The 19,873-nt window shown below is 70.9% G+C and carries 20 protein-coding genes; 14 read left to right on the top strand and 6 right to left on the bottom strand.

The window, feature by feature from the left end; genetic code table 11:
* The first annotated feature begins 29 nt into the window (after nucleotides 1-29).
* Nucleotides 30-680 (top strand): thymidine kinase, encoded by a 651-nt coding sequence (locus tag ABZ876_RS26365; RefSeq protein ID WP_361786008.1) that lies wholly within the window; start codon nucleotides 30-32, stop codon nucleotides 678-680.
* A gap of 24 nt (nucleotides 681-704) precedes the next feature.
* Here the strand turns inward: ABZ876_RS26365 and ABZ876_RS26360 are convergent, their stop codons facing one another.
* Nucleotides 705-1,508 (bottom strand): VOC family protein, encoded by an 804-nt coding sequence (locus tag ABZ876_RS26360; RefSeq protein ID WP_361786005.1) that lies wholly within the window; start codon nucleotides 1,506-1,508, stop codon nucleotides 705-707.
* A gap of 328 nt (nucleotides 1,509-1,836) precedes the next feature.
* On the opposite strand from ABZ876_RS26360, the gene ABZ876_RS26355 reads away from it, so the two are divergent.
* Nucleotides 1,837-2,682, top strand: a complete 846-nt coding sequence (locus ABZ876_RS26355; RefSeq protein WP_361786002.1) for a sulfurtransferase — start codon at nucleotides 1,837-1,839, stop codon at nucleotides 2,680-2,682.
* 152 nt (nucleotides 2,683-2,834) lie between these two features.
* Here the strand turns inward: ABZ876_RS26355 and sepH are convergent, their stop codons facing one another.
* From sepH to ABZ876_RS26340, 3 genes are all read right to left on the bottom strand, one after another.
* Nucleotides 2,835-3,872 carry a septation protein SepH gene (gene sepH, locus ABZ876_RS26350; protein ID WP_361785999.1) on the bottom strand — a complete coding sequence of 346 codons (1,038 nt, stop codon included), beginning with the start codon at nucleotides 3,870-3,872 and terminating at the stop codon, nucleotides 2,835-2,837.
* 587 nt (nucleotides 3,873-4,459) lie between these two features.
* Nucleotides 4,460-5,779: a D-arabinono-1,4-lactone oxidase gene (locus ABZ876_RS26345; RefSeq protein ID WP_361785996.1), complete on the bottom strand. Its 1,320-nt coding sequence runs from the start codon at nucleotides 5,777-5,779 to the stop codon at nucleotides 4,460-4,462.
* Nucleotides 5,739-6,977 (bottom strand): MFS transporter, encoded by a 1,239-nt coding sequence (locus ABZ876_RS26340; protein ID WP_361785993.1) that lies wholly within the window; start codon nucleotides 6,975-6,977, stop codon nucleotides 5,739-5,741. Before ABZ876_RS26340 ends, ABZ876_RS26345 begins: the two co-directional genes overlap by 41 nt.
* Nucleotides 6,978-7,340: 363 nt before the next feature.
* On the opposite strand from ABZ876_RS26340, the gene ABZ876_RS26335 reads away from it, so the two are divergent.
* On the top strand, nucleotides 7,341-8,468 hold the full coding sequence (locus ABZ876_RS26335) for a ferrochelatase (protein ID WP_361785990.1): 1,128 nt from the start codon (nucleotides 7,341-7,343) through the stop codon (nucleotides 8,466-8,468).
* Between the two features lie 8 nt (nucleotides 8,469-8,476).
* A complete protein-coding gene (locus ABZ876_RS26330) occupies nucleotides 8,477-9,295 on the top strand; it encodes an inositol monophosphatase family protein (protein ID WP_361785987.1) in 819 nt (272 codons plus the stop codon).
* A gap of 136 nt (nucleotides 9,296-9,431) precedes the next feature.
* On the opposite strand, the gene ABZ876_RS26325 is transcribed toward ABZ876_RS26330, so the two are convergent.
* Complete coding sequence (locus ABZ876_RS26325; RefSeq protein ID WP_234513720.1) at nucleotides 9,432-9,605, bottom strand: hypothetical protein; 174 nt, start codon at nucleotides 9,603-9,605, stop codon at nucleotides 9,432-9,434.
* Between the two features lie 427 nt (nucleotides 9,606-10,032).
* Here ABZ876_RS26325 and ABZ876_RS26320 point away from each other — a divergent pair, with 427 nt between their 5' ends.
* From ABZ876_RS26320 to ABZ876_RS26305, 4 genes are all read left to right on the top strand, one after another.
* Complete coding sequence (locus ABZ876_RS26320) at nucleotides 10,033-10,686, top strand: response regulator transcription factor (RefSeq protein WP_234513723.1); 654 nt, start codon at nucleotides 10,033-10,035, stop codon at nucleotides 10,684-10,686.
* A gap of 5 nt (nucleotides 10,687-10,691) precedes the next feature.
* Nucleotides 10,692-11,924 carry a HAMP domain-containing sensor histidine kinase gene (locus ABZ876_RS26315; protein WP_361786301.1) on the top strand — a complete coding sequence of 411 codons (1,233 nt, stop codon included), beginning with the start codon at nucleotides 10,692-10,694 and terminating at the stop codon, nucleotides 11,922-11,924.
* 393 nt (nucleotides 11,925-12,317) lie between these two features.
* Nucleotides 12,318-12,614 (top strand): DUF4193 domain-containing protein, encoded by a 297-nt coding sequence (locus ABZ876_RS26310; protein WP_003993510.1) that lies wholly within the window; start codon nucleotides 12,318-12,320, stop codon nucleotides 12,612-12,614.
* A gap of 13 nt (nucleotides 12,615-12,627) precedes the next feature.
* Nucleotides 12,628-13,527, top strand: a complete 900-nt coding sequence (locus ABZ876_RS26305; protein ID WP_361785982.1) for a hypothetical protein — start codon at nucleotides 12,628-12,630, stop codon at nucleotides 13,525-13,527.
* Nucleotides 13,528-13,567: 40 nt separating this feature from the next.
* Here the strand turns inward: ABZ876_RS26305 and ABZ876_RS26300 are convergent, their stop codons facing one another.
* On the bottom strand, nucleotides 13,568-14,029 hold the full coding sequence (locus ABZ876_RS26300) for a DUF3093 domain-containing protein (RefSeq protein WP_361785979.1): 462 nt from the start codon (nucleotides 14,027-14,029) through the stop codon (nucleotides 13,568-13,570).
* Nucleotides 14,030-14,087: 58 nt separating this feature from the next.
* On the opposite strand from ABZ876_RS26300, the gene ABZ876_RS26295 reads away from it, so the two are divergent.
* The 6 genes from ABZ876_RS26295 (at nucleotide 14,088) to ABZ876_RS26270 (ending at nucleotide 19,873) form a co-directional block, all read left to right on the top strand.
* Nucleotides 14,088-14,672, top strand: a complete 585-nt coding sequence (locus ABZ876_RS26295) for a PaaI family thioesterase (protein WP_361785976.1) — start codon at nucleotides 14,088-14,090, stop codon at nucleotides 14,670-14,672.
* Nucleotides 14,669-15,184, top strand: coding sequence for a dUTP diphosphatase (gene dut, locus ABZ876_RS26290; protein WP_361785973.1), 516 nt, complete (start codon nucleotides 14,669-14,671; stop codon nucleotides 15,182-15,184). Before ABZ876_RS26295 ends, dut begins: the two co-directional genes overlap by 4 nt.
* 1 nt (nucleotide 15,185) lies before the next feature.
* Entirely contained in the window at nucleotides 15,186-15,953 is a 768-nt protein-coding gene (locus tag ABZ876_RS26285; RefSeq protein ID WP_361785970.1) for a DUF3710 domain-containing protein, read from the top strand.
* A gap of 233 nt (nucleotides 15,954-16,186) precedes the next feature.
* A complete protein-coding gene (locus tag ABZ876_RS26280; protein ID WP_361785967.1) occupies nucleotides 16,187-18,730 on the top strand; it encodes a sensor histidine kinase KdpD in 2,544 nt (847 codons plus the stop codon).
* On the top strand, nucleotides 18,727-19,410 hold the full coding sequence (locus tag ABZ876_RS26275; protein WP_361785964.1) for a response regulator: 684 nt from the start codon (nucleotides 18,727-18,729) through the stop codon (nucleotides 19,408-19,410). Before ABZ876_RS26280 ends, ABZ876_RS26275 begins: the two co-directional genes overlap by 4 nt.
* Nucleotides 19,411-19,474: 64 nt before the next feature.
* Nucleotides 19,475-19,873, top strand: a complete 399-nt coding sequence (locus ABZ876_RS26270; protein WP_361785961.1) for an OB-fold nucleic acid binding domain-containing protein — start codon at nucleotides 19,475-19,477, stop codon at nucleotides 19,871-19,873.

The raw sequence follows: 19,873 nt of genomic DNA, 5'->3' as shown, positions 1-19,873 counted from the left end.
CGCACTGCCCCGAAAGGCCGCCACTTCCCATGCCCGAGCTGGTGTTCTTCTCCGGAACGATGGACTGCGGGAAGTCGACACTGGCTCTCCAGATCGAACACAACCGTTCCGCGCGGGGTCTACAGGGCGTGATCTTCACGCGGAACGACCGGGCAGGCGAAGGGAAGCTGTCCTCACGGCTCGGCCTGGTGACGGACGCGGTGGAGGTTGCGGACGGGCAGGACCTCTACGCCTACCTGGTCGACCATCTCTCCCAGGGCGGCCGCGCCGACTACGTGATCGCGGACGAGGCCCAGTTCCTCGCGCCCGAGCAGATCGACCAGCTGGCCCGGGTGGTGGACGACCTGGACATCGACGTCTACGCCTTCGGCATCACCACGGACTTCCGCTCCAAGCTCTTCCCCGGCTCCCAGCGCCTGGTGGAGCTCGCGGACCGGATAGAGGTCCTCCAGGTGGAGGCCCTGTGCTGGTGCGGCGCCCGGGCCACCCACAATGCCCGCACGGTCGGCGGTGCGATGGTGGTCGAGGGCGCCCAGGTGGTCGTCGGCGATGTCAACCAGTCCGCGGACGAGGTCGGCTACGAGGTGCTGTGCCGCCGCCACCACCGGCGCCGCATGACGGCGGCCACGGCGCGGGCGGCCGCTCTCTCCCCCGACGTCCTGCCCGTGTCGTCCACCTGACGGCCCACCGGATCACCCGCGGGCTCAGTCGACCCGGCTGACCACCGAGAACGTCGCGCCCTCCGGGTCCGAGACGGTGACCACGCGGCCGAGGGCCGTGACGAACCCGGGCCGCACCACATGCCCGCCCATTGCGGCGGCCTGCTCGGCCGTCGCGTCGACGTCCGTGACCTGGAAGTACGTCATCCAGTGCGAACCACGGTCAGGGGGCAGGGCGGCGCCGAAGCCGTGGATGCCGGCGACCGGACGCCCGTCGATGTGCACGGTGACCTGGTCGGGGCCGCCGCGCAGCACCGGCTCCTGTCCGGAGGCGAACACGGTCCGGTAGAACTTGGCGACGCCCTCCGTGTCGTAGGTGAGCAGTTCGTTCCAGGCGGGAGCTCCGGGCACGCCCGTCAGGCCCCTGCCGAGGTGTCCGGCCGCCCGCCAGACGCCGAACACCGCGCCCATCGGGTCCGAGGCGATCGCGAGACGCCCGGCCCCGGCCGCGTCCAGGGGACCGACCGCGACCGTTCCGCCGCAGCTGCGGATCGTCTCGGCGGTCGCGTCCACGTCGTCCGAGGCGAAGTACGGCGTCCAGGCGATCGGCAGATGGCGGTCCGGCGGCAGCCGGCCGATGCCGGCCACCTCGTGACCGTTGAGCACGGCCCGCACATAGGGTCCCAGCGGCCGGGGGCCCGGCCGGAACTCCCAGCCGAACAGTGCCCCGTAGAACTCCTGGGTCACGGCCATCCCATGCACCATCAGACTCGCCCAGCAGGGTGTGCCGGGCGAGTGCCGCGTATGTCCTGTGCCGTTCGGGCCGGCCGGTCTCCGTGCCTCGGTCATGGTCACTCTCTTCTCGGCCCCTCGTGGTGGCCGCTCGGCTTCCACCGCGTGCGCATGTGACGCGCACGCGCAGATGTACGCCAGTGCCGATGCTCGCACCACGGTCCGCGTCACGCGCCGCGGCCGCGCCGCGGCGCGGCGCGTCGCGTCGCCCGGGTTGGCGGCGGCCGGAAGCCGTGTGTCCCGGCCGTGTCGGTGTGAGGGCCGGGAGCGGTCCATCGGGTGTACGGCGTGTGCCCGATCCCGCACGATCGGTGATCGGACCGTTCGGCGGAGCAGAGTAGCCGGACCCGGGCCAGGCGGCCACCCCGTACGCAAAGATGGGGCCATGAAGGCCATCATCTCCGCATCCGAACTCGCCAGTGACCTGGCGGGACCGCGTCCGCCGACGCTCCTGGACGTCCGCTGGCAGCTCACCACCGCGGCCGGCTCCACTCCCTTCGACGGCCGCGCCGCCTATGCGGCCGGGCACATTCCGGGTGCCGTCTTCGTGGACCTGGACGCCGATCTCGCGGATCCGCCCGGTCCCGCGGGCCGGCATCCGCTGCCCGACACGGATCGTTTCGGCACGGCCATGCGGGCCGCGGGCGTCTCCTCGGACCGGCCGGTCGTCGTCTATGACGGCGGACCCGGCTGGGCCGCCGCGCGCGCATGGTGGCTGCTGCGCTGGACGGGTCACCCGGATGTGCGGGTGCTCGACGGCGGACTGGCCGCATGGGAGGGACCCCTGGCCTCCGGAACCGAGGAGCCCGCTCCCGGCGACTTCCGGCCCGTTGCGGGCGCTCTGCGGGTGCTCGACGCCGACGGCGCCGCGGAGCTCGCCCGCACGGGAGTGCTGCTGGACGCGCGGGCCGGTGAGCGCTACCGGGGCGAGGTCGAGCCGATCGACCCCGTGGGCGGTCACATCCCGGGCGCGGTGTCCGCGCCGACGACGGAGAACCTGACGGAGACCGGGCACTTCAGGCCGGCCGCCGAACTCGCCGAGCGTTTCAAGGCGCTCGGCGTGACGGAGGGCACCGAAGTCGGCGTGTACTGCGGATCGGGCGTCTCCGCCGCACAGGAGGTCCTGGCGCTTACGCTCGCGGGCGTTCCCGCCGCGTTGTACGCGGGCTCGTGGTCGGAGTGGTCCTCGAACGGCAGCCGCCCGGTCGCGGTGGGCCCCGACCCGCAGTGACCGCCGGGTAGCCGGTTGGACCGGTTCAGGACGACCACACGGGGGCGGGAGCCACGCGACCGCGCGGGCCCCGCGCCGGTGTGGTCACTGCTCCGGACGGTGCGGCCGCTGATTCTGACGGCGCGTCCGCTTGCTCCCGGCGGCGCGTCCGCCTACTCCTGCTTCTTGCGTCGCGTCCCGAACACGATCTCGTCCCAGCTGGGGACTGCCGCCCTGCGACCGGGACGGACCCCGTCCGCCTCGGCCTGGCGGTCCGTCGCGCCGATGAGACGATCGCGGTGGCTGGCGACCGTGCGCGGCATGAGGACGTCCGCGTACGCCGAACCGGCCGAGGCCGCGGGCGCCGGGGGTTCCTCCGCCGCGGGTTCCTCGGCGGGCTCCTCCTGCGGTTCCGTTGGCCGCTCGGGCACGACCATGTCGCCGCGGAAGCTCGGCACCGCCTCCAGGAGGCTGGTGAGCGAGTCCCGCTCACCCGTGGTCTCCTCCGGGGGCTCGGGTGCCTGCGAGGGCAGGACGGGCCGGTCCGCCGGGCGGTCCAGGGCGCGGTCGAGCCGGCCTTCGCGGGGCAGACGTGCGATCCGAGGTACGAAGGGGTAGCTCGGTTCGGGTGCCGCGAGGTCGTCGGACTCCCCGATCAGTGAACGCGCCTCGTCGTCGACGGCCTGGACGAGTCGCCGGGGCGGGTCGTACGTCCAGCTGGCCGAGTGGCTCTCGCCGGCGACCCGGTAGACGAGCAGCACCTCCCAGGTGCCGTCGTCGCGGCGCCAGGAGTCCCACTGGACGGTGTCCTTGTCGGCGCCACGCAGCAACAGCCGTTCCTGGACGGCCTCACCCAATTGCGGGCCGGCGTTCTCCCCGGGCCGGCGCACGGGCGTCTTGCGGGCACGCTCGGCCATGAAGGCGCGCTCGGCGAGGACCGGGCCCTCGAAGCGGCGTACGCGGTCGACGGGAATCCCGGCGAGCTGCGCGACCTCTTCGGCGGACGCACCGGCCCGTATCCGCGCCTGGATGTCTCGGGGGCGGAGATGGCTCTCCACCTCGATCTCGATCTGGCCGAGGCGGGGACGGTCGCCGCGCACGGCGGCGCGGAGCCGTTCGTCGATCGGAAGCGTGTACTCCGTACTGTCCGCAGCCTTCAGCACCAGCCGTGTGCCGTCATTGGAGACGGCCACGACACGCAGTTCGGGCATGGGGACCTCCCGGGTGGTGCCTGCCGACGTCACGTGCGTCGCTGCTTCCGCTAGTCGAGTGTGGCCTGCCCGGGTGCAGCCTGCCACAACCTTGCCGAGTTGCCCGGCGTGTCGGGCGCGGGCCCTGCATCGCCGTTATGGCACGGTTACCTATCCGCAACGCTAAGTGACCAACTGCGTCACCCTGTGCAACTAGCCCCCTCCCGGCGGTCCAGCAAGGCCTCGGACACCCTGGCGGGAGGCCGGACCCAGGGCTCGCAACAGTACTCCATTCGGGCCACCTCCGTGGATCGGCACGCCGCCCAACTTCTGGCAAGCTGCGCGAGTTGGCCGCCCGATGTGCCGTTTTCGGGGCCGCCAAACGTGGCGCACCTCACCCAACCCCCCGAAACGGAACCAATGGTGAGGGTGTTCAGAGTCCCTGCCCGCGCGGGCGGACGATCACCTTCAAGGGGTCGGGCGGGCCTGTGTGGGCGGCTGAGGGGGGAAGGGTGTTGCGCGCCGTGGACGCGCGGGGAACCGGACGCCGGTGCCGAAGCGGAATCCGGGCGGCAAACACGGGCGAAGCGGCTGGATATGAGCCCCCGTTACGAGCCCAGCACGCGGCGGAGGTAGTCGTTCCCGAAGCGCCGGTCCGGGTCGAGCCGGTCCCGCACGGCGGTGAACTCACCGAAGCGCGGATAGACCCCGGCGAAGTACTCGGCGTCGCGCGTGTGCACCTTGCCCCAGTGCGGTCGCCCCTCGTGGGCGGTGAAGATCCGCTCGGCGGCGGTGAAGTATGCCTGATAAGGGGTACCGCGGAACATGTGTACGGCGATGTACGCGCTGTCCCGCCCGGACGCCGTGGACAGGGCGATGTCGTCGGCCGGGGCGGTGCGGACCTCCACGGGGAAACTGATGCGCAGGTTCGAACGGTCGACCAGGGCCTTCAGTTCGCGCAGCGTCTCCACCAGCGCCGCGCGCGGGACGGCGTACTCCATCTCCACGAACCGCACTCGCCGCGGAGAGGTGAACACCTTGTAGGGGATGTCGGTGTAGGTACGGGCCGACAGGGCGCGGCTGGAGATCCGGGCGATCGCCGGGATGGTGCCGGGGGCGGCGCGGCCGACCCAGTTGGCCGCCCGGAAGACGCCGTTGGAGAGGAACTCGTCCTCGAACCAGCCGCTCAGCCGCCCCACCGGCCTCTCGGGGCCGGCGCTGCGGTTGTTGCGCTTGGTGTTGGTGTTCCCGGTGTGCGGGAACCAGTAGAACTCGAAGTGCTCGTTCTCGGCCCACAGTTCGTCGAACTCGGCGACGACCTTCTCGAAGGGCATCGGCTCCTCGCGGGCCGTGAGCAGGAAGACCGGCTCCACCGCGAAGGTGATCGCGGTGATGACCCCCAGGGCGCCGAGGCCGATGCGCGCGGCCGCGAAGATCTCCGGGTTCTCCTTCTCGGAGCAGGTGAGCACCGAGCCGTCCGCCGTCACCAGTTCGAGTCCCCTGATCTGGGCGGCGATCGAGGCCGAGTCGCGGCCGGTGCCGTGGGTCCCTGTGCTGGTGGCTCCGGACACGGTCTGCTCCATGATGTCGCCCATGTTCGTGAGCGACAGTCCCTCGCGCGCGAGGGCCGCATTGAGTCTCTTGAGCGGGGTGCCCGCCTCGACGGTGACCGTGCCGGCCTCACGATCGATCCGGCGTATACCGGTCAGCAGTTGAGGGCGTATCAATACGCCGTCGGTGGCCGCGGCGGCCGTGAAGGAGTGCCCGGTGCCGACGGCCTTCACCTTGAGGTCGTCCTCGGCCGCCCTGCGCACGGCATCGCACAGCTCCTCGACCGAGGCGGGGGTGATCTCCCGCAGGGGCCGGGCGATGACGTTTCCCGCCCAGTTACGCCACGTGCCGCTCTTCCCGCTCGCTGTGGTGCTCATGGGACCCTCCCCGCTGCGGAACCGGCCTGCAGAGCCGGCGGTACCCGAGGAAACCGACCGCCACCGCGACGGCCCCGGACACGGCCGGAACCCCGTACCCGGTCCTCGCACCGGCCGCGTCGATCATCCAGCCGGCCGCGGAGGAGCCGATCGCGACCCCGACCGCGAGCCCGGTGGACACCCAGGTCATTCCCTCGGTCAGATGCGCGCGTGGTACGTGCCGCTCGATCAGGGCCATCGTCGTGATCATGGTGGGTGCGATGGTCAGGCCCGCAACGAACAGCGCCACGGCCAGAAACGGCAAGTTTCCGACCAGTAGGAGGGGGATCATACTCACGGCCATGGCACATACGCCCAGTAGCCACCTGCGTTCCGGGGCGCCCGTGAAGCGCAGCAGCCCGAAGACGAGGCCGGCGACGCAGGACCCGGCCGCGTAGAGGGCCAGGACGACGCTGGCGGCCGCCTTGTGACCCCGCTCGTCGGCGAAGGCGACGGTCACGACGTCGACCGCACCGAAGATCGTTCCCGTGGCCACGAACGTGGCGACCAGTACCTGGAGTCCCGGTGAGCGCAGTGCGGTGCCGCCGGTGTGGTGGTCGCCCGGGTGCGGCTCCGGTTCGGTGGCGCGCTGCGCGGTGAGCCAGAAGACGCCGGTCGCGAGGAAGCCCGCGGCGAGAAGGGGCCCCGCCTCCGGGAACCAGCTCGTGGACAGGCCGATGGAGATGATCGGTCCGAAGATGAAGCAGACCTCGTCGACCACCGACTCGAAGGAGTAGGCGGTGTGCAGCTGCGGGGTGCCCCGGTACAGGGCCGCCCAGCGCGCCCTGACCATCGCGCCGAGGCTCGGCACCGTGCCGATGCCCGCGGCGCACCCGAAGAGGACCCAGTCCGGCCAGGCGAGGTGGGCGGCCAGGAGCAGCCCCGTGCCCGCGGTCAGGGCGCACAGCGTCGCCGGGCGCAGCACCCGGCGCTGACCGAACCGGTCGACCAGGCGCGATATCTGGGGGCCGACGACGGCGGCGGACAGCGCGATGGTGGCCGAGAGGGCGCCCGCGAGCCCATAGCGTCCGGTGAGTTGGGAGACCATCGTGACCACGCCGATGCCCATCATCGACAGCGGCATCCGGCCGAGGAAGCCGGCGGCGGAGAAGCTCTTGGTGCCGGGGGCGGCGAAAAGGGCGCGGTAGGGGCTGGGCACGGAGTCTCCGATGCGTCCGGTAAGGCGTGAAAAAGGAGCATGGGCCTTACGAATTAGGTGACCCTAACGTATTCGGGATGCCGTGTACGCACCAGTGTTCGGACAGGGTGTCCGGGTGGAGGGTGGCCCGGGAGGATCGCGCCGGAGCGGGGAGGGCGCACATGCCGTCGATGCGGCGCCGGCCGGCCGGTGGACGGGCCGGCAGGTGGACGGCCGACTGGTGGACGGGTCGGCAGGTGGACGGGCCGGGGCATTGCCTCCCCCTGAACTCGCGGTCGAGCGCGGATGAAGCGCCAGGGGCGCGGGCCGGGTCACGGGCGGGTGGCGGAAGCGATGCCGGTGGTGGGTGGCAGGATCGTAGACATGCCCGACGCACTAGACGCCAGCCCGTACGACGCCCTGCTGCTCCTTTCGTTCGGAGGCCCGGAGGGTCCGGACGACGTGGTCCCGTTCCTGGAGAACGTGACGCGGGGCCGGGGCATCCCCAAGGAGCGCCTGAAGGAGGTGGGGCAGCACTACTTCCTCTTCGGCGGGGTCAGCCCCATCAACGGCCAGAACCGCGCGCTCCTCGACGCCCTCCGCAAGGACTTCGCCGGCCACGGCCTCGACCTGCCCGTCTACTGGGGCAACCGCAACTGGGCACCCTATGTGACCGACACCCTGCGTGAGATGGTCACGGACGGTCACCGCCGCATCCTGGTCCTCGCCACCAGCGCCTACGCCTCCTACTCGGGCTGCCGTCAGTACCGCGAGGACCTCGCGGGGGCTCTGGCCGCCCTGGAGGCCGAGGGCCTGGAGCTGCCGCGGATCGACAAGCTGCGGCACTACTTCAACCACCCCGGCTTCGTGGAGCCGATGATCGAGGGCGTCCTGAAGTCCCTGGCCGACCTCCCCGAGGACGTCAGGGCCGGCGCCCACATCGCCTTCACCACGCACTCCATCCCGGACTCGGCGGCGGACGCCTCCGGCCCGGCCGAGGATCACGGGGACGGCGGGGCGTACGTGAAGCAGCACCTGGACGTGGCCCGGCTGATCGCCGACGCTGTGCGTGAGCGGACCGGCGTGGACCACCCCTGGCGGCTCGTCTACCAGTCCCGCTCGGGCGCCCCGCACATCCCGTGGCTCGAGCCGGACATCTGCGACCACCTGGAGGAGCTGCACGGCGCCGGGGCCCCGGCCGTCGTGATGGCACCGATCGGGTTCGTCTCGGACCACATGGAGGTCCTCTACGACCTGGACACGGAGGCCCAGGCGAAGGCCGAGGAGCTGGGGCTGCCGGTGCGCCGTTCGGCCACCGTCGGAGCCGACCCGCGGTTCGCCGCGGCGATGCGTGATCTGGTCGTCGAGCGCGCCGCGACCGAGCGCGGGCAGCAGGTGACCCCGTGTGCCCTCGGCGCGCTGGGTCCGAGCCACAACGTCTGCCCGGTGGGCTGCTGCGCCGCCCGCACCCCCAGGCCCGCCGCCGCGGGCGCCGACAGCCCGTACGCGTGAGGAGCACCGTGACCGAGCAGGCAGAGCCGTCCGACCGGCTGAAGGCCGAACTCCTGGAACTCGCGCTGGAGGCCGCCACCCGTGCGGGGGCCTTTCTGCGCGACGGGCGCCCCGACGACCTCGGGGTGGCCGCCACCAAGTCCAGCGCCATCGATGTCGTCACCGAGATGGACATCGCCGCCGAAAAGCTGATCACCGGTTTGATCACCGACCGCAGGCCGGAGGACGGCCTCCTCGGCGAGGAGGGTGCCAGCGTCGAGAGCCGCAGCGGTATCGAATGGGTGATCGACCCGATCGACGGCACGGTCAACTACCTCTACGGGCTGCCGAGCTGGGCGATCTCCATCGCGGCCCGCCAGAACGGGGAGACGCTGGTCGGAGTCGTGCATGCGCCGATGCGCGGGGAGATCTTCCGGGCGGTCCGGGGCGAGGGCGCGTTCGTGAACGACCGCCCCGCGCGGGTGCGCTCCGCGCCCGAGCTGGGGCTCGCCCTGGTGAGCACCGGCTTCGGCTATCTCGCCGAGCGCAAGGCCCGGCAGGCCGAGGTGGCCCGGCGGCTGATCCCGGAGGTGCGGGACATCCGCCGGGGCGGTTCCGCCGCGATCGACCTGTGCGATGTGGCGGCGGGACGCCTGGACGCGTACTACGAACGGGGGCTGAACCCCTGGGACTACGCGGCGGGCGACCTGATCGCCCGGGAGGCGGGCGCCCTGACCGGCGGCCGCCCCGGCGATCCGCTCTCCCCGGCCCTGACCATCGCGGCCCCGCCGGGCCTGTTCGAACAGCTCCAGGCCAGGCTGGACGAACTGGGGGCCTGGCACGACTGACCGGCCCGCCGGAGCACGGCCTGAGGGAACCTGGAGTGGCCGCCCGCGAGCCGTCACGCGCTGCCGCGCGCTCGGCGCCGAACGCAAAGCGGGGCCCCGGTCTGGATCTGCCGGGGCCCCGCTTCGAGCGAGCTGATCAGACGCGCGTCGCGCCGACTTCCACACCGTGCTCGGCGGCAAGGCGGTGCAGGTCGTCGAGCTCTGACTGTTCGACGTCCGCCAGGAAGTCGTCGCCGGTTTCGCGGGCACGCGTCAGGTCGGACTCGGTCGCCCGTATGCGCTGCAGAAGTCCTGCGGTGAATGCGTCCATGCTGCGCCCCCTCGTCCTGGGTCGTGGGTCGTTGGCACGGGGTGTGCCGTTGGGAAGGGGCGATCACATCTGCTGGGTGCCCAGCGCTGCCCTGGCTGGGCGGCGACGGTGCCGGACACCCACGCCCGCTCTACGGGAAGCGGTGAGCAGCCGACCACATGGTGGTGTGGCATATGCAGAGCGTGATCGCGGGGTGTAAAGCCGTCCTCCCCCCGCGTCCTTCCGGGGAAACCTCAACCGGACGAGAAAATTTTTCATCCCCCGCGCCGGCGCCCGCGCGGGGACCGTCGCCCCCGGCCCCCCTCCCCCGTCTTACAGCCGGTTTACGGCCGAAAAGGGCAGGATGGAAGTCTCACCCACGAACAGACCCACCCGTGGGCTGCCCTTCACCCGGGCGGCACGGGCGGACACAGGAAGGACAAGCGACGTGCGCGTACTCGTCGTCGAGGACGAGCAGCTGCTCGCCGATGCGGTGGCCACCGGACTGCGCCGGGAGGCCATGGCCGTCGACGTCGTGTACGACGGTGCGGCCGCCCTGGAGCGCATCGGCGTCAACGACTACGACGTGGTCGTCCTGGACCGCGACCTCCCGCTGGTGCACGGCGACGACGTCTGCCGCAAGCTCGTCGAGCTCGGGATGCCCACCCGCGTCCTGATGCTCACCGCCTCCGGCGATGTCAGCGACCGCGTGGAAGGCCTGGAGATCGGCGCCGACGACTATCTCCCCAAGCCGTTCGCGTTCAGCGAGCTGATCGCCCGTGTGAGGGCCCTCGGACGGCGTACGAGCGTGCCGCTGCCGCCTGTCCTGGAGCGGGCCGGGATCAAGCTCGACCCCAACCGCCGGGAGGTCTTCCGCGAGGGCAGGGAGGTCCAGCTCGCGCCCAAGGAATTCGCCGTGCTGGAGGTGCTCATGCGCAGTGAGGGCGCCGTCGTCTCGGCCGAGCAGCTCCTGGAGAAGGCCTGGGACGAGAACACGGATCCGTTCACCAATGTGGTGCGCGTGACCGTCATGACCTTGCGCCGCAAGCTCGGCGAGCCCCCGGTCATCGTCACCGTGCCCGGTTCCGGATACCGGATCTGATGACCATGGCCACGACACCCGCACCGCCCACGGCGCCACCCAAGCCCACCTGGGACCCGCGCCGACCGGAGTCTCCCTTCCCCTGGCTGCGCCCGACCATCCGCATACGGCTCACGCTGCTGTACGGCGGCATGTTCCTGATCGCCGGCATCCTGCTGCTGTCGATCATCTATCTGTTCGCGGCACACGCGCTCAACGTGGGCAGCGAGCTGCCGTTCAAGATCCTCTCGGGCCAGGTCGCGAGCGACACCTGCAACTTCCCGGCCCGCCCGTCGGCGAGCGAGCTCAACGACGCGATGAACGCCTGTGTGAACGAGCAGCGCCAGCACGCTCTGGACAACCTGCTCAGCCGCTCGCTGCTGGCCCTGCTCGGCCTCGCCGTGATCGCCTTCGCCTTCGGTTACGCGATGGCGGGCCGTGTGCTCTCGCCGCTCGGCCGGATCACCCGTACCGCGCGTGCGGTGGCCGGCTCGGATCTGTCCCGGCGGATCGAGCTGGACGGCCCGGACGACGAGCTGAAGGAGCTGGCGGACACCTTCGACGACATGCTGGAGCGGCTCCAGCGGGCCTTCACGGCCCAGCAGCGGTTCGTCGGCAACGCCTCGCACGAGCTGCGCACCCCGCTCGCGATCAACCGCACGCTGCTGGAGGTCCACCTGTCCGATCCCGGGGCGCCAGTGGAGTTGCAGCAGCTCGGCAAGACGCTGCTCGCCACCAACGAGCGCAGCGAGCAGCTCGTGGAGGGCCTGCTGCTGCTCGCCCGCAGCGACAACCAGATCGTCGAACGCAAGCCCGTCGATCTGGCCGAGGTGGCCTCGCAGGCCGTCGACCAGGTGCATGCCGAGGCGGAGGCCAAGGGCGTGGAGATCCGCGGCGAGCGTGCTCCGGCCATCGTGCAGGGCAACGGCGTCCTGCTGGAACGGATCGCCCTGAACCTCGTGCAGAACGCCGTGCGCTACAACATCCGGGAAGGCGGCTGGGTGGATGTGACTACTCTGGTCCAGCATGGGCAGGCGGTTCTGGTCGTCGCGAACACAGGACCGGTCGTCCCCGCCTATGAGATCGACAATCTGTTCGAGCCGTTCACCCGGCTACGGACGGAGCGCACGGGCAGCGACAAGGGCGTCGGGCTCGGTCTGTCCATCGCGAGATCGGTGGCACGTGCCCATGGCGGCCACATCAGTGCGCAGCCCCGCGAGGGGGGTGGACTGGTGATGCGCGTCATGCTGCCGATCTGAGATCGGGCCGACCAGGGCAGCCGGTGTTCGCTTTGGGCGGAATTTTCGGGGGCCGGATCCGGGTGGTAGATGTGTGATCGATCACAGGCATTCCTTTCCGGCCATCTACCCTCCGTGATCCCCTGGCTCCCGAAAAGTCTGGAAAGTGCGGGTTTTCCAGGGGCTTGATCACGGGAAGTACACGGTGGAACGGCTTTGAAGTGCGGCGGGGGGACCGTGTACGGTCCGCTTCGCCATCCAACCCGATCACTCTTGAGGAGTCCGGTTGGGTGTCGATTGAGTAACAGACCTTGATGTGAGGCAAAATCTCCGCCTCGAGGCGGGCACAAGTCCGGCCTCTCACGCGTTACGTGCGCTGGAGACACCCGCAGACACCCAGAGGGGGAGAGCGAAATGGCAACCGATTACGACACTCCACGCAAGACCGATGACGACGTCGACTCCGACAGCCTGGAAGAGCTGAAGGCCCGGCGGAACGACAAGTCCGCGTCGGCCGTCGACGTCGACGAGTTCGAGGCCGCCGAGGGCCTGGAGCTGCCGGGCGCCGATCTCTCGAACGAGGAATTGGCCGTCCGCGTGCTCCCGAAGCAGCAGGACGAGTTCACTTGCATGAGCTGCTTCCTGGTGCACCACCGCAGCCAGCTGGCCCGGGAGAAGAACGGCCAGCCGATCTGCCGCGACTGCGACTGAGGCGGGGTCGGCCGTGACCGGCTCGACCCCTCCTTGGAAGCGCCGCTTCCCGCGCATCGGGGCGGACCTCGAGCCGCTCGGCGGCTCTCACGGCGTGCGTGACGACGAGCGGGGCTCTTCCGAAGAGGGAACAGCCTCGCTCGCACCGGCACCCGCCTCAGCGGCCCCTGAGGGGCCCGAGGTGCCGGCCGACCCCTCGGCACCCCTCGCACGTCGCCGTGCGGCCGCCGTCCGGGCCGGGATCCGGGAAGGCGTCCGCAAGGGCGGTAGCCAGGCCAGGGCGGGCCTGGCGTACCTCGCCGACCGGATCATCGAGTTGGCCCCGCGGGTCCCCGTACGGGACCTGGAGACCCTCCGCAGGCAGTTCCCCGGGCTCGGGCCCGAGGCGCTGGCCGACAAGCTCGTGGCGGGCGCGTCGAGGGCGACGGCCACCGTCGGAGCCGGGGTCGGCGCCGCCGCGATGCTGCCGGTGCCGCCGGCCATGCCCACCGAGCTGGCCGCGGAGATCACCGGTGTCGCGGTGGTCGAGCTGAAGCTGATCGCAGAGCTGCACGAGGTGTACGGCGTACGGCCGCCCGGGGGCCTCACTCAGCGCAGCACGGCGTATCTGAGGTCCTGGTCCGGGGAGCGCGGGATCGACGTGTCCAAGCCGTCGACGATAGACGCGGCCCTGGGCGGCCAGATGAAGCGGGAACTGCGGCAGCAGATCATGAAGCGGGTCGTGCGGGACCTGCCGAATCTGATGCCGTTCATGGTCGGGGCCGCGGTCGGAGCGGTCATGAACCGACGCGACACCAGGCGGCTCGCCGCCCGTATCCGCAGGGATCTGCGACGGCAGCAGGTGCCCTGGGAGGCGCTGCCGGAGCTGCCGCCCCTGGAGAAACCGAACCAGCCCCTGGAGCTCGACTCCTGACCGTGGGGACAGACCACAGCCCGTTGCGCCGATGCGCCTGCTATGCCTGTGCCCGGGCCGCCTTGAGCGCCGCCGCCAGCCGCTCCGGCTCCCGCGTCGACAGATACAGATACGGCGTCGGGTCGGCCGGATCCGTGACCTTCACCTTCAGAGCCGTCGGGATGTACGCGCGCAGCAGCATGAAGGCACGGGTGTCCGCCTTGTACGTGCGCCACGCGCGGGCCTCCTCCGGGTCCAGGACCTCCGTGTCGCCGAGCGCCGACAGCGGGACCCTCGCCTCGCCGGCGAGGAGCGAGTCCCCCAGCACGCGGATGCGGACGGAGCCGTACGAGCTGGCCACCACGGCCGAGGCGGCGGTGCCGCCGACCAGTCCGCCGAGCAGCGGCAGCGTGCCGAACGGAACCAGGACGAGGGCCAGGGCCACGCCGATCAGGAGGCACATCAGCCACCAGGAGCGGGGCGCGGTGAGGCGTTCTTCGTACGGCGACGCGGAGAGCTGCATGGAGACAAGCTTGGCACGGTGTCCGAGAGGCGTTCGTGCGCGGGTAAGGTCTGCGGCTGTGAGTGGTATTTCCGCATCCCTGACGCCCCCCGCCGACGCCGTGGCGCCCGTGCGGCACCCCGACGCGCCCGCTCCCGGAGAGCTGCTCGGCGCGCACTACGGGCAGTGCTTCGGATGCGGGGAGGGTCAGCCCCATGGACTGCACCTCCAGGCGCGGGCGGGCGAGGGCGTGTCCCTGACCGCCGAGTTCACGGTCCAGCCCGCCCATCAGGGAGCGCCCGGCCTCGCCCACGGCGGGGTGCTCGCCACCGCCCTCGACGAGACCCTCGGCTCGCTGAACTGGCTGCTGCGCACCATCGCGGTGACCGGGCGGCTGGAGACCGACTTCGTACGGCCGGTTCCCGTGGGTACCGTGCTGTACCTGGAGGCCGAGGTGACGGCCGTGGCAGGGCGGAAGATCTACTCCAGGGCCGCCGGCCGGATCGGCGGACCGGACGGGCCCGTCGCCATCCGTGCCGAGGCCCTCTTCATCGAGGTCAAGGTCGACCACTTCGTCGACAACGGCCGTCCGCAGGAGATCAAGGCGGCCATGAGTGACCCGGACCGGCTCCGGCGCGCACGAGCCTTCGAGGTGAACCCGTGAGCAGCGACCCCGTGAACGTGCTGATCCGGCGCGTCGACCCCGACGTACCGCTTCCGGCGTACGCGCACCCCGGTGATGCGGGAGCCGACCTGCGCACCACCGAGAGCTGCGAACTGGGCCCTGGCGAACGGGCCGTTCTGCCCACAGGTGTGTCTGTCGCGCTGCCTGAGGGGTACGCGGCCTTCGTGCATCCGCGTTCGGGTCTCGCCGCGCGCTGCGGTGTCGCCCTTGTGAATGCCCCGGGGACGGTAGATGCCGGGTACCGTGGGGAGATCAAGGTGATCGTGGTGAATCTCGACCCGCACGAACCTGTGCGGTTCGAGCGCTTCGACCGGATTGCCCAACTGGTCGTCCAGCAGGTCGAGAGGGTCCGCTTCCAGGAGGTCGCGGAGCTTCCCGGCTCGACGCGGGCCGAGGGGGGCTTCGGGTCCACCGGCGGTCACGCCGCCGTGGGCGGGGCAACGGGTGGGAATCGATACGCTTCGGTCGTATCCGACCGGGAAGGACAGTGACGTGTTCGGACGTCGCAAGAAGAAGGGTGCCGCCGAGGACGCGGCCGGCGAGGCCGAGCAGGTCGTCGACGGTGTCGACACTGAGGCGGATGAAGATGAAGAGGCCGAGCGTGAGCGCGTGAGGCTCGAACCGGAGCCGCGTCCCGACGGCCCCTGGGACGCTTCCGAGATCCGCGAGCCCGGCGAGGGCCGGGTGGACCTGGGCGGGCTGTTCGTGCCCGGGGTCGAGGGCATGGAGCTGCGCGTGGAGGTCGCGGGCGACGCGATCGTCGCGGCGACCGTCGTGCTGCGGGACAGCGCCGTCCAGTTGCAGGCCTTCGCCGCGCCCAAGCGCGAGGGCATCTGGGGCGAGGTCCGCGAGGAGATCGCCAGCGGTATCACCCAGCAGGGTGGCATCGTCGACGAGGTCGAGGGGCCGCTCGGCTGGGAGCTGCGGGCCCAGGTGCCGGTGCAGCTGCCGGACGGCACGAGCGGTTTCCAGGTCGTGCGGTTCGTCGGCGTGGACGGTCCCCGCTGGTTCCTGCGAGGTGTGATCTCGGGCCAGGGAGCCGTGCAGCCGCAGGCCGCGGGGCTGCTCGAGCAGATCTTCCGGGACACCGTCGTGGTGCGGGGCGAGGGCCCGATGGCGCCGCGCGACCCGATCGTCCTTCAGCTGCCGAACGACGCGCAGATGGTGCCCGAGGGTGTGCAGCAGGAGGACGGCGCGTCCCGTTTCTCCGGCGGCATGGGCCAGTTGCAGCGCGGACCCGAGATCACCGAGGTGCGCTGAGCGCTCCGCGGACACCACCACTAAGAGGCCGTACCCCACAGGGGGTACGGCCTCGGCCGTGTGAGCATGCCGGAGGTTTCCGGATCGATTTCCGGATCGAATTCCGGATCAAGGTTCCGTATCAGGGTTCCGTCAAAGTCACACGTCCGGGCGCATCCCGGCGCATTCGCCGCGATTCTTGGCCGTAAGGTCGACGCAGCGTACGCAGGTGTGCTTGGGAAGACAATGGGGCCATGGGACGCGGCAAGCTTCGGATCTACCTCGGTGCGGCACCGGGCGTCGGCAAGACCTACGCGATGCTGTCGGAGGCGCACCGCCGTATCGAGCGTGGGACGGACTGTGTGGTGGCGTTCGTCGAGCTCCACGGCCGGCCGCGTACCGAGGTGATGTTGCACGGTCTGGAGCAGGTTCCGCGCAGGGAGATCGAGTACCGGGACACGCGCTTCGGTGAGATGGATGTGGACGCGGTGCTGCGGCGCTCTCCCGCGGTCGCGCTGGTGGACGAACTGGCTCATACCAATGTGCCTGGTTCGCGCAATGCCAAGCGCTGGCAGGACGTGGAGGAGTTGCTGGCTGCCGGGATCGATGTGGTCTCGACGGTGAACATCCAGCATCTGGAGTCCCTCGGTGATGTGGTGGAGTCCATAACGGGTGTGCGGCAGCGGGAGACGGTTCCGGACGAGGTGGTGCGCCGCGCGGATCAGATCGAGCTGGTCGACATGTCGCCGCAGGCGCTGCGTCGTCGTATGGCGCACGGGAACATCTACAAGTCGGACAAGGTCGATGCGGCGCTGTCGAACTACTTTCGTCCCGGGAATCTGACCGCGTTGCGGGAGTTGGCTCTGCTGTGGGTGGCCGACCGGGTCGATGAGTATTTGAACGAGTACCGCAGTGAGCACCGGGTGTCGGCGATCTGGGGTTCGCGGGAGCGGATCGTGGTCGGGCTGACCGGTGGTCCGGAGGGCCGGACGCTGATCCGGCGTGCCGTGCGGCTGGCGGAGAAGGGTGCGGGCGGTGAGGTGATGGCCGTCTACATCTCCCGCAGCGACGGGCTCACCTCCGCCTCCCCGAAGGAACTGACCGTCCAGCGCACGCTGGTGGAGGACCTCGGCGGCACCTTCCACCACGTCGTCGGCGACGACATCCCCGCGGCGCTCCTGGACTTCGCACGCGGAGTGAACGCCACCCAGATCGTCCTCGGCTCCTCGCGCCGCAAGGCCTGGCAGTACGTCTTCGGGCCGGGAGTCGGCGCCACCGTCGCCCGTGAGTCGGGGCCCGACCTCGACGTGCACATCGTCACGCACGAAGAGGCCGCCAAGGGGCGCGGCCTGCCGGTGGCCCGGGGCGCACGGCTCGGCCGCAGCCGTATCATCGCGGGCTGGCTGGTCGGCATCGTCGGCCCCATCGTCCTCGCGTTCGTGCTGAACACCGTCGACCTCGGCCTCGCCAACGACATGCTGCTGTTCCTGGCGCTGACCGTGGCGGCGGCCCTGCTCGGCGGCCTCTTCCCCGCGCTCGCCTCGGCGGCCTTCGGCTCCCTGCTGCTGAACTACTACTACACGCCCCCGCTGCACCGGCTGACGATCGCCGACCCCAAGAACATCGTCGCCATCGCGATCTTCGTCGGAGTGGCGGTGTCGGTGGCCTCGGTGGTGGACCTCGCCGCCCGGCGCACCCACCAGGCGGCGAGGCTGCGGGCCGAGTCGGAGATCCTCTCCCTCTTGGCGGGCAGCGTGCTGCGCGGCGAGACCAGCCTCGAGGAGCTCCTGGAACGGGTGCGCGAGACCTTCGGTATGGAGTCCGCGGCCCTGCTGGAGCGGACGAGCGACGTCGACCCCTGGACCTGCGCGGGCAGCGTGGGTCCGGGCACGGCGGTCGGACGCCCCGAGGACGCGGACGTGGACGTGCCGGTGGGCGACCACATGGCCCTTGCACTGTCCGGGCGGGTCCTGCCCGCCTCGGACCGCCGGGTGCTGGCCGCGTTCGGCGCGCAGGCCGCGGTGGTCCTCGACCGCCAGCGCCTCCAGCAGGAGGCCGAACAGGCCCGCACACTGGCCGAGGGCAACCGCATCCGGACCGCCCTGCTGGCCGCCGTCAGTCATGATCTGCGCACCCCGCTCGCGGGGATCAAGGCGTCGGTCACCTCCCTCAGGTCCGACGACGTGGAGTGGTCGGAGGAGGACCGAGCCGAGCTGCTTGCGGCCATCGAGGAAGGCGCCGACCGGCTCGACCACCTGGTGGGCAACCTGCTGGACATGTCCCGCCTCCAGACCGGCACCGTCACCCCGCTCGTGCGGGAGATCGACCTGGACGAGGTGGTGCCGATGGCGCTCGGCGGGGTGCCCGAGGACAGCGTCGTGCTGGACATCCCGGAGAGCCTGCCGATGGTCGCCGTCGACGCCGGGCTGCTGGAGCGCACGGTCGCCAACCTGGTCGAGAACGCGGTCAAGTACAGCCCCCTCGGTACGCCCGTGCTGGTCTCCGCGAGCGCACTCGCCGACCGGGTCGAGGTGCGCGTGGTGGACCGCGGTCCGGGCGTGCCCGACGAAGCGAAAGAGCGGATCTTCGCGCCCTTCCAACGCTACGGCGACGCCCCCCGCGGCGCCGGTGTCGGTCTCGGCCTCGCAGTCGCCCGCGGCTTCACCGAGGCCATGGGCGGCACCCTGAACGCCGAGGACACCCCCGGTGGCGGACTCACCATGGTCCTCACCCTCCGGGCCGCGCGGGGCCCTCACCGCTCCGTACGCATCGCCGAACCAGAAAGGCAAACCACATGACCCGGGTGCTCGTGGTCGAAGACGAGCCGCAGATCGTGCGCGCCCTCGTGATCAACCTCAGGGCGCGCAAGTACGAGGTGGACGCTGCTCCCGACGGCGCGACCGCGCTCCAGCTCGCCGCCGCGCGGCACCCCGACGTCGTCGTGCTCGACCTCGGACTGCCCGACATGGACGGCGTCGAGGTGATCAAGGGCCTGCGGGGCTGGACCCGGGTGCCGATCCTCGTCCTGTCCGCCCGCCACTCCTCGGACGAGAAGGTCGAGGCGCTGGACGCGGGCGCCGACGACTACGTCACCAAGCCGTTCGGCATGGACGAGCTGCTGGCGCGCCTCCGTGCCGCCATCCGCCGTGCCGAGCCGACCGGCGCCGGCGAGGACGACGTGCTGGTGGAGACCGGGGGGTTCACCGTCGACCTGGCCGCGAAGAAGGTCAACCGGGCCGGGAAGGACGTACGCCTCACCCCCACGGAGTGGCATCTGCTGGAGGTGCTCGTGCGCAACACCGGCCGCCTGGTCAGCCAGAAGCAGCTGCTCCAGGAGGTGTGGGGCCCGTCCTACGGCACGGAGACGAACTATCTGCGGGTGTACATGGCCCAGCTGCGGCGGAAGCTCGAGGCGGACCCGTCGCACCCGAAACACTTCATCACCGAGCCGGGCATGGGGTACAGATTCGAGAAGTGAGGCGTAGGCCCGGGGCGATGGCGCGTGCGCGTCGGTGTCGGACCACCCCGGTACGCTTTTCGGTATGAGCGCTGTTTCTCGTTCCGAAAAGCCGGTGAGCCGTTTCCGGCGCATGCTCGACCGGCTTTCCTCGTCGCAGGAGGATCTGGAGTCCGAGGAGCTGCGTGAGGACGCCGATACCGCGGGATGTACGCGCATCGGCGACTGCCACGACCGGCAGATCGTGACGGTTACTGGTACCTTGCGCACGGTCACGCTGCGCCCGAGGGCCGGTGTCCCGGCTCTGGAGGCCGAGCTGTTCGACGGTTCGGCCGCACTGGACCTGGTCTGGCTCGGCCGGCGTTCCATCGTCGGCATAGAACCGGGACGCAAGCTCATCGCCTCGGGCCGGATCTCGATGAGCCGGGGCCGCAGGGTGCTGTTCAATCCGAAGTACGAACTCAGACCGCTCGGACGGGAGTAG

The organism is Streptomyces sp. NPDC046931 (assembly GCF_040644655.1).
In the GTDB taxonomy this organism is placed as follows: Bacteria; Actinomycetota; Actinomycetes; order Streptomycetales; family Streptomycetaceae; genus Streptomyces.
Note: the sequence above shows the minus strand (reverse complement) of the source record. Positions and strands in the feature narration are given on the sequence as shown.